Source organism: Rugamonas aquatica (genome assembly GCF_009380215.1).
Classification (GTDB): domain Bacteria; phylum Pseudomonadota; class Gammaproteobacteria; order Burkholderiales; family Burkholderiaceae_D; genus Rugamonas; species Rugamonas aquatica_B.
This window is the reverse complement of the sequence record NZ_WHUG01000008.1, coordinates 293,060-300,256: the sequence shown is the minus strand read 5'-3', so window position 1 is coordinate 300,256 and position 7,197 is coordinate 293,060. Positions and strand designations below refer to the sequence as shown.

Below are 7,197 nucleotides of genomic sequence, written 5' to 3'. Positions count from 1 at the left end.
CCACCGCCGCCTCCCCAGCAGCCGGCTGAGCTCTCCGAAGCAGGCTATCAATGGAAGGAGGTGTTTCTGCCCGAAGGCACCCGGCTGCGCGCCAGCTTCGGTCGCCAGCAGTATTTCGCCACCGTGGCAGGGGCGGAAATTAAGTACGGCAAACACGCGGTGTCGCCTTCCTGCTTTGCGAACCTGCAGGGCAGCGGCAACCGCAACGCATGGAAAGCCATCTGGCTGCGCCTGCCCGGCAGTGATGCATGGCTGCTGGCCGATGTCTGCAGGGCGGCGCGGAAAGCGGCGATAGCGCGTTTGCTCGCCGGCGAGGCGCAGGACGATCGTCAGCATACCCCGGCCGCAATCAAGCCGGCGCAAGACCAGGTCACGCAATCATCAAGGCCCCAAACAAACAGTCCAGCGGCGCCCAAGGGTGATCGCGCCCGCGCCGCACGACAACCCGTGGCGCGCCCATCGGGGCCGCCGCGCCAACCCAGCATGCCAGTCGCGACGCCCGGTAATGGCATGCAGCCCAAGAGCGGTTCCGGACGAGGTTCCCGCCGTCGCAAAAAACGTCCTGCGACGAAACACGTTCCCGGAAGTCCGTGATGAACCCAAAAAAGGGACGCGCGCCACGCGCCGCGCCTTACGCAACCGGCGTCAATCCGGTCAGAACACTTTGCTGATGGTCAGCTGCAGCGCGGTCTTGCCGAGGAACTTGCCGTTGGCCGGCGACGCGTAGGCCGTCTTGCCGGCGTTGGTGCCGATGACGGCCAGCGCGCCCGTCACCACGCCGAAGTCCCTGGTCGCGCCGATCTTCCAGTCGCTGTAGCTGGAAGCGCCGTTATGCTTGACGTTCTGATGGCCCGCATGCAGGTTGACCGTGAAGCCCTCGCCCGCCTCGATATTGGCGCCGATATCCACATAGCCGCTGTTCTTGCTGTCGACAAAACCAAACAGATTCGTCACGGCGTGCGAATACTTGATATAAGCCGGGCCATAACCCAGCTGGCCATACACCTCGGTGGTATTGGCGTTGGCGAAACCGCTGACATGCGCCAGGCCGTTCGACGGATACACATACGTCAGCACGCCCACATCGTAGGCCACGTCGGCCGTGACCTGCCCGCGCTTGCCGGCATAGATATCCACCTCCACGTCGCCGCTGCCGCCGGCATCCTTGGTCCACTTGATGGTCGACAGCCAGGTGCCCACATACAGGCCGGTCGGATTGTTCACGTAATCGAAGCCGCCCTGCAGCGCCGGTTTCAAGCGCGTCTGCGAAATGCCGCGATAGCGGTAGTCGCTGACCAGCGCCGCATTGAAGCTGGTTTCATTGTCCGGCTTGACGGCCGGCGCGGCATCCTCGGCACAAGCCTGCGTGCCAGTGAAAGCAGCGACGATGGCTGCGGCGAGTATTATTTTTTTCATGTTGCGGTCTTTCTTACAGTGGTTAAGTCAAATCAAGCGGTAAAAACTTCGCGGTACAGGGCGTCCATATCGGCCGGCGCCTGTCCGTGGACGACGGTATTGGCCAGCGTGGCCGACATCACCCGCGACACGTAGGCGCGCACGGCGGCGCGCTCCCCGGCGGTGGGCTCGGCGTCGCCGCCGACCAGCACGAACAGCACGCGCAAGCCGGGGTTGAACATGCGCGCCGCATTCAGCCGGGCGATCAGCTGGTACTGGGTCGACAGGTCGACCTGCATGGGCGTCACCGGCACCACCACCAGCCGCGCGGCGATCAGCGCGGCGCGGCTCTCGGCGGTGTCGCGGCCCTCGGTGTCGATGACGATATCGTTGTAGCGGTTGCGCAGCTGCTCCAGATCCTCCACCAGCGAGCGGCCGGTGATGGCGCGCGTCGCCACGCGCGGCCGCACGCCGGCGGCGGCCAGCTCGCTGCACCAGCTGCTGGCGGCGGCCTTGGGATCGGTATCGACCAGCATCACCTTGCGCCCGGCCCGCGCCCGCAGCAGCGCCAGGTTGTTGGCGACGATGGTCTTGCCGGCGCCGCCGCTCTGGTTGGCGATGGCGACGATCATGCCGCCCCCCGTACCGCCAGCGGCGTCAATCGGCCGAATTCCGCACCCGGCAAGCCCCGCATCACCGCCTCCATCACCTGCACCGCCAGCGCGCGCGACACGCACAGCCACACCCTGGCGCGGGCGCCGTGGTCGCAGGCTTCGACCCGCATGAACTCCATGGCGTCGCCGCAGGTGCGCATCACCAGCGCCCGCAGCGCGGTGACGGCATGGGTGTCGACGGTGAGCTGCATCAGGCAGGCGCGCGGCCGCGGCGGCCGGGCCCTGTGCTGGCTTTGGGCGGACCTGGTGTGGAAGAATGCGTGCATATCGAACCCCTGAATTGATCGTTGCGATACAAAACAGCTTATCGACGGCGCCGTAAAAACGGTCTAAAAAGGCAGGTCCGGTCTGTAAACATCGTGTATAAATTGGCCCGCGCCGTTTTTTTGCCGCGATTACGCCCGGTTGAGGATAGAATACGCAAACGTCCGCATAAAACTGTACATAAACCCAGTATCGAAATTACAAGCTTGATCACGTATGGCCACTAAAAAACCAGTTTCCGACTACAGCGAATCATCCATCCGCGTCCTCAAGGGCCTGGAGCCCGTCAAGCAACGCCCTGGCATGTACACCCGCACCGAGAATCCGCTGCACATCATCCAGGAGGTGATCGACAATGCCTCGGACGAGGCGCTGGGCGGACATTGCAAAAACATTATCGTCACGCAGAACGCCGACGGCAGCATCACCGTCGAAGACGACGGCCGCGGCATCCCGGTCGGCCTGCACCCTGAAGAAGGCGTGCCGACGGTGGAAATCGTCTTCACCCGCCTGCACGCGGGCGGCAAATTCGACAAGGGCTCGGGCGGCGCCTACGCCTTCTCCGGCGGCCTGCACGGCGTCGGCGTGTCCGTCACCAACGCGCTGTCCAAGCGCCTGGAGATCACCGTCTGGCGCAAGGAGCCCGACGGCACCGGCCTGCACAAGCTGGCCTTCGAGCACGGCGACGTCGTCGAGCCGCTGTCCTCCGTGGTCGCCCCGCGCGACGGCAAGAAGTCCGGCACCCGCGTCACCGCCTGGCCGGACGCCAAATATTTCGACTCCCCCGCCATCTCGCAGACCGAGTTGCAGCGCCTGTTGCGCTCCAAGGCCGTGCTGCTGCCGGGCGTCACCGTCACGCTGGCCAACGCCAAGACCGGCGAATCGCAGACCTGGCAGTACAACGACGGCCTGCGCGGCTACCTGACCGAAGCGCTGGCGCAATCGACCGACGGCGAGACCCTGATCCCGCTGTTCGAAGGCGCGCAGTTCGCCGGCCCGGACGCCGAAGGCTTCGCCGAGGGCGAAGGCGCGGCCTGGGTGGTGGCGTGGACCGAACAAGGCGCCATCGTGCGCGAGTCCTACGTCAACCTGATCCCCACGCCCAACGGCGGCACCCACGAATCGGGCCTGCGCGACGGCCTGTATGGCGCGGTGAAGAACTTCGTCGAGATGCACTCGCTGCTGCCGAAAGGCGTCAAGCTGCTGCCGGAAGACGTGTTCGCGCGCGCTTCCTTCGTGCTGTCGGCCAAGGTGCTGGACCCGCAGTTCCAGGGCCAGATCAAGGAGCGCCTGAACTCCCGCGATGCCGTGCGTCTGGTCTCGACTTATTCGAAGCCGGCGCTGGAGCTGTGGCTGAACCATCACGTCGACTACGGCAAGAAGCTGGCCGAATTGGTCATCAAGCAGGCGCAATCGCGTCTGCGCTCGCTGCAAAAGGTCGAGAAGAAGAAATCGTCCGGCGTGGCCGTTTTGCCGGGCAAGCTGACCGACTGCGAATCGACCGACGTCACCCGCACCGAATTGTTCCTGGTCGAGGGCGACTCGGCGGGCGGCTCGGCCAAGATGGGCCGCGACAAGGAATTCCAGGCCATCCTGCCGTTGCGCGGCAAGGTGCTCAACTCCTGGGAGACCGACCGTGACCGCCTGTTCGCCAACAACGAGATCCACGACATCTCGGTGGCGATCGGCGTCGACCCGCACAACGCCGACACCATGCCGGACCTGAGCGGTCTGCGTTACGGCAAAATCTGCATCCTCTCCGATGCGGACGTCGACGGCTCGCACATCCAGGTCTTGTTATTGACGCTGTTCTTCAAGCACTTCCCCGGCCTGATCGCCAACGGCAACATCTGCATCGCCCGTCCGCCGCTGTACCGCGTCGACGCGCCTGCGCGTGGCAAGAAGCCGATCCAGAAGCTGTACGCGCTCGACGCCGGCGAACTGGTGGCGATCGAGGACAAGCTGCGCAAGGACGGCCTGAAAGAAGGCGCCTGGTCGATCTCGCGCTTCAAAGGCCTGGGCGAGATGAACGCCGAACAGCTGTGGGAAACCACCATGAACCCGGACACCCGCCGGCTGCTGCCGGTATCGCTGGGCGCCTACGCGCACGGCGAATCGTCGGCGCGCTTCAATATGCTGATGGGCAAAGGCGAAGCGGCCGCGCGCCGCGCCTGGATCGAAGAACACGGCAACGAAGCCGAAGCAGATATCTAATTACTGACCGACTATGACTCATCAAGCAAATCTCTTTGACGAACCGGCGCCGGAAACGGCAGCGGTGGCTCAACCTGCAGCACCTGCGCCCTCGCCTGCGCCTACGCAAGCGGCCGGCGACGAAGCCGGTGACGTGGCCGCAAGCGGCGGCGAAACCGGCAATCCGCTGAGCGGCGGCGCTGGCGGCAGCGACAACGGCGGCGCTGGCGGCGACAACGGCGGCAACAGCGGCAACGGTGGTGGCAACGGCGGCAACGACGGCCCCCTGGGCGGCGGCGATGACGGCGACGGCGGCGACACGCTGACCCTGTCCACCTTCGCCGAACGCGCCTACCTGGACTACGCGATCTCTGTGGTCAAGGGCCGCGCGCTGCCGGACGTGTGCGACGGCCAGAAGCCGGTACAACGCCGCATCCTGTACGCGATGAACGAAATGGGCCTGAACAGCGCCGCCAAGCCGCGCAAGTCCGCGACCGTGGTCGGCGACGTGCTGGGTAAGCTGCACCCGCACGGCGACCAGTCGGTGTACGACGCCATGGTGCGTATGGCGCAGGACTTCTCGCTGCGTTACCCGCTGGTCGACGGCCAGGGTAACTTCGGCTCGCGCGACGGCGACGGCGCCGCTGCAATGCGATACACCGAAGCCCGATTAACGCCTATCGCCAAAGTGCTGCTGGACGAGATCAACCTCGGCACCGTGGAATTCCAGGCCAACTACGACGGCTCGACCGAAGAACCGTGCCTGCTGCCGGCGCGCCTGCCGATGGTGCTGCTGAACGGCGCCTCCGGTATCGCGGTCGGTCTGGCGACGGAAATCCCGTCGCACAATCTGGGCGAAGTGGCGCAAGCCGCCGTCGCCATGATCCGCAATCCAAAGATCAGCCACAGCGAATTGATGGCGATGATCCCCGGCCCGGACTTCCCGGGCGGCGGCCAGATCATCACCCCGCCGTCGCAGATCAGCGACATGTACGCGACCGGCCGTGGCAGCATGAAAGTGCGCGCCCGCTGGAAGATCGAAGAGCTGGCACGCGGCCAGTGGCAGGCGGTCGTCACCGAACTGCCGCCGGGCACCTCGTCGCAGAAGGTGCTCGAAGAGATCGAAGAGCTGACCAATCCGAAGATCAAGATGGGCAAAAAGGCGCTGTCGCCGGAACAGCTGGCGCTCAAATCGCTGATCCTGAATTCGCTCGATACGATACGCGACGAATCGGGCCGCGCCGCGCCGGTGCGCCTGGTGTTCGAACCGAAATCGAAGAACCAGGACCAGACCGAATTCATGCTGCTGCTGCTGGCGCATACCTCGCTCGAATCGTCGGCCTCGATCAACCTGGTGATGATAGGCGGCGATGGCCGTCCGCGCCAGAAGGGCCTGACCGACATCCTGCAGGAGTGGATCGAATTCCGCTTCGCCACCGTCACCCGCCGCACGCAGTACAAGCTGGGCAAGGTCGATGCGCGCATCCACATCCTGGAAGGCCGCGAGACCATCCTGCTGAACATCGATGAAGTGATCCACATCATCCGCAACTCGGACGAACCGAAAGCGGCGTTGATGGAGCGCTTCCGCCTGTCGGAAATCCAGGCCGAAGACATCCTGGAAATCCGCCTGCGCCAACTGGCCCGCCTGGAAGCGATCAAGATCCAGCAGGAACTGGCCGAGCTGCGCAAGGAAAAAGGCCTGCTGCAAGACCTGCTCGACAACCCATCGTCGATGAAGCGCGCCATCATCAAGGAAATCGACGCCGACGCCAAGACCTATGGCGACGCCCGCCGCACCCTGATCGAAGAAGCGCAGAAAGCCGTGGTCGAACAGAAGGTGGTGGACGAACCGGTCACCGTCATCATTTCGGAAAAAGGCTGGATACGCGCACGTACCGGCATCGGCCACGACGCCACGCAATTCACCTTCAAGGCCGGCGACACGCTGTACGGCGCCTTCGAATGCCGCACGGTGGACAACCTGCTGGCCTTCGGCAGCAACGGCAAGGTGTATTCGGTGCCGGTGGCTGCGCTGCCTAACGCACGCGGCGACGGCGTGCCGATCACCACGCTGATCGATTTGGCTTCGGGCGCGCGCATCCTGAACTACTTCGCCGGCACGGGCACGACGCAGCTGATGCTGGCCACCAGCGCAGGTTTCGGCTTCGTCGCCAAGGCTGGCGACATGGTCAGCCGCATCAAGGGCGGCAAGGCCTTCGTCACGCTGGAGGAAGGCGACGTACCGCTGCCGCCGGCCGTGGTGCCGGAAAGCGCCAGCGCGGTCGCCGTGCTGTCGTCGGGCGCGCGGGTGCTGGTGTTCGGCATGGACGAGATGAAGGTGCTGACCAACGGCGGCCGCGGCGTGATCCTGATGGAGCTGGCCGACAAGGAGACGCTGGTATCGGCCAAGCCGATCAGCCAGAAAGGCGTGATCGTCTCCGGCATCGGCCGTGGCGGCAAGCCGCAGGAAGAACGCCTGTCGGCATCGGCGCTGGCGGTCCACTTCGGCAAGCGCGCCCGCAAGGGCAAGGAACTGGCGACCAAGATCAAGCCTAACCTGCTGACGCCTATCGTCTAACGTTGCGCGTCATTCCCGCGAAAGCGGGAATCCATACGGCGGTTCCGTAGTCAGCTAAGCATGGAGGGAATTCAGGCAATGCCTGGATTC

At 64.8% G+C, this 7,197-nt stretch carries 6 protein-coding genes; 3 read left to right on the top strand and 3 right to left on the bottom strand.

Features of this window, described 5'->3' with window-relative positions:
- The coding region (locus GEV02_RS20520) for a hypothetical protein (RefSeq protein WP_152839823.1) at window positions 1-594 on the top strand (594 nt) is incomplete at its 5' end.
- A gap of 60 nt (window positions 595-654) precedes the next feature.
- Here GEV02_RS20520 and GEV02_RS20515 read toward each other — a convergent pair.
- The 3 genes from GEV02_RS20515 to GEV02_RS20505 are packed head-to-tail and all read right to left on the bottom strand — an operon-like array spanning window position 655 to window position 2,260.
- Window positions 655-1,416, bottom strand: coding sequence for a TorF family putative porin (locus GEV02_RS20515; RefSeq protein WP_152839822.1), 762 nt, complete (start codon window positions 1,414-1,416; stop codon window positions 655-657).
- Window positions 1,417-1,448: 32 nt separating this feature from the next.
- Complete coding sequence (locus tag GEV02_RS20510) at window positions 1,449-2,027, bottom strand: AAA family ATPase (RefSeq protein ID WP_152839821.1); 579 nt, start codon at window positions 2,025-2,027, stop codon at window positions 1,449-1,451.
- A complete protein-coding gene (locus GEV02_RS20505) occupies window positions 2,024-2,260 on the bottom strand; it encodes a hypothetical protein (RefSeq protein WP_235922851.1) in 237 nt (78 codons plus the stop codon). The genes GEV02_RS20510 and GEV02_RS20505 overlap by 4 nt, the downstream gene beginning before the upstream one ends.
- A 289-nt stretch (window positions 2,261-2,549) precedes the next feature.
- Here GEV02_RS20505 and GEV02_RS20500 point away from each other — a divergent pair, with 289 nt between their 5' ends.
- Both GEV02_RS20500 and parC read left to right on the top strand, forming a co-directional pair.
- The gene (locus GEV02_RS20500; RefSeq protein ID WP_070272467.1) at window positions 2,550-4,547 is read left to right on the top strand and encodes a DNA topoisomerase IV subunit B; all 1,998 of its coding nucleotides are present in this window, start codon (window positions 2,550-2,552) and stop codon (window positions 4,545-4,547) included.
- A gap of 13 nt (window positions 4,548-4,560) precedes the next feature.
- The gene (gene parC, locus GEV02_RS20495; protein WP_235922850.1) at window positions 4,561-7,107 is read left to right on the top strand and encodes a DNA topoisomerase IV subunit A; all 2,547 of its coding nucleotides are present in this window, start codon (window positions 4,561-4,563) and stop codon (window positions 7,105-7,107) included.
- Window positions 7,108-7,197: the final 90 nt, after the last annotated feature.

What these genes read in the sequence shown, in the direction of transcription:
- GEV02_RS20500 (WP_070272467.1), top strand. Translation starts at nt 2,550, where the DNA reads ATGGCCACTAAAAAACCAGTTTCCGACTACAGCGAATCATCCATCCGC.
- GEV02_RS20505 (WP_235922851.1), bottom strand. Translation starts at nt 2,260, where the DNA reads ATGCAGCTCACCGTCGACACCCATGCCGTCACCGCGCTGCGGGCGCTG.
- GEV02_RS20510 (WP_152839821.1), bottom strand. Translation starts at nt 2,027, where the DNA reads ATGATCGTCGCCATCGCCAACCAGAGCGGCGGCGCCGGCAAGACCATC.
- parC (WP_235922850.1), top strand. Translation starts at nt 4,561, where the DNA reads ATGACTCATCAAGCAAATCTCTTTGACGAACCGGCGCCGGAAACGGCA.
- GEV02_RS20515 (WP_152839822.1), bottom strand. Translation starts at nt 1,416, where the DNA reads ATGAAAAAAATAATACTCGCCGCAGCCATCGTCGCTGCTTTCACTGGC.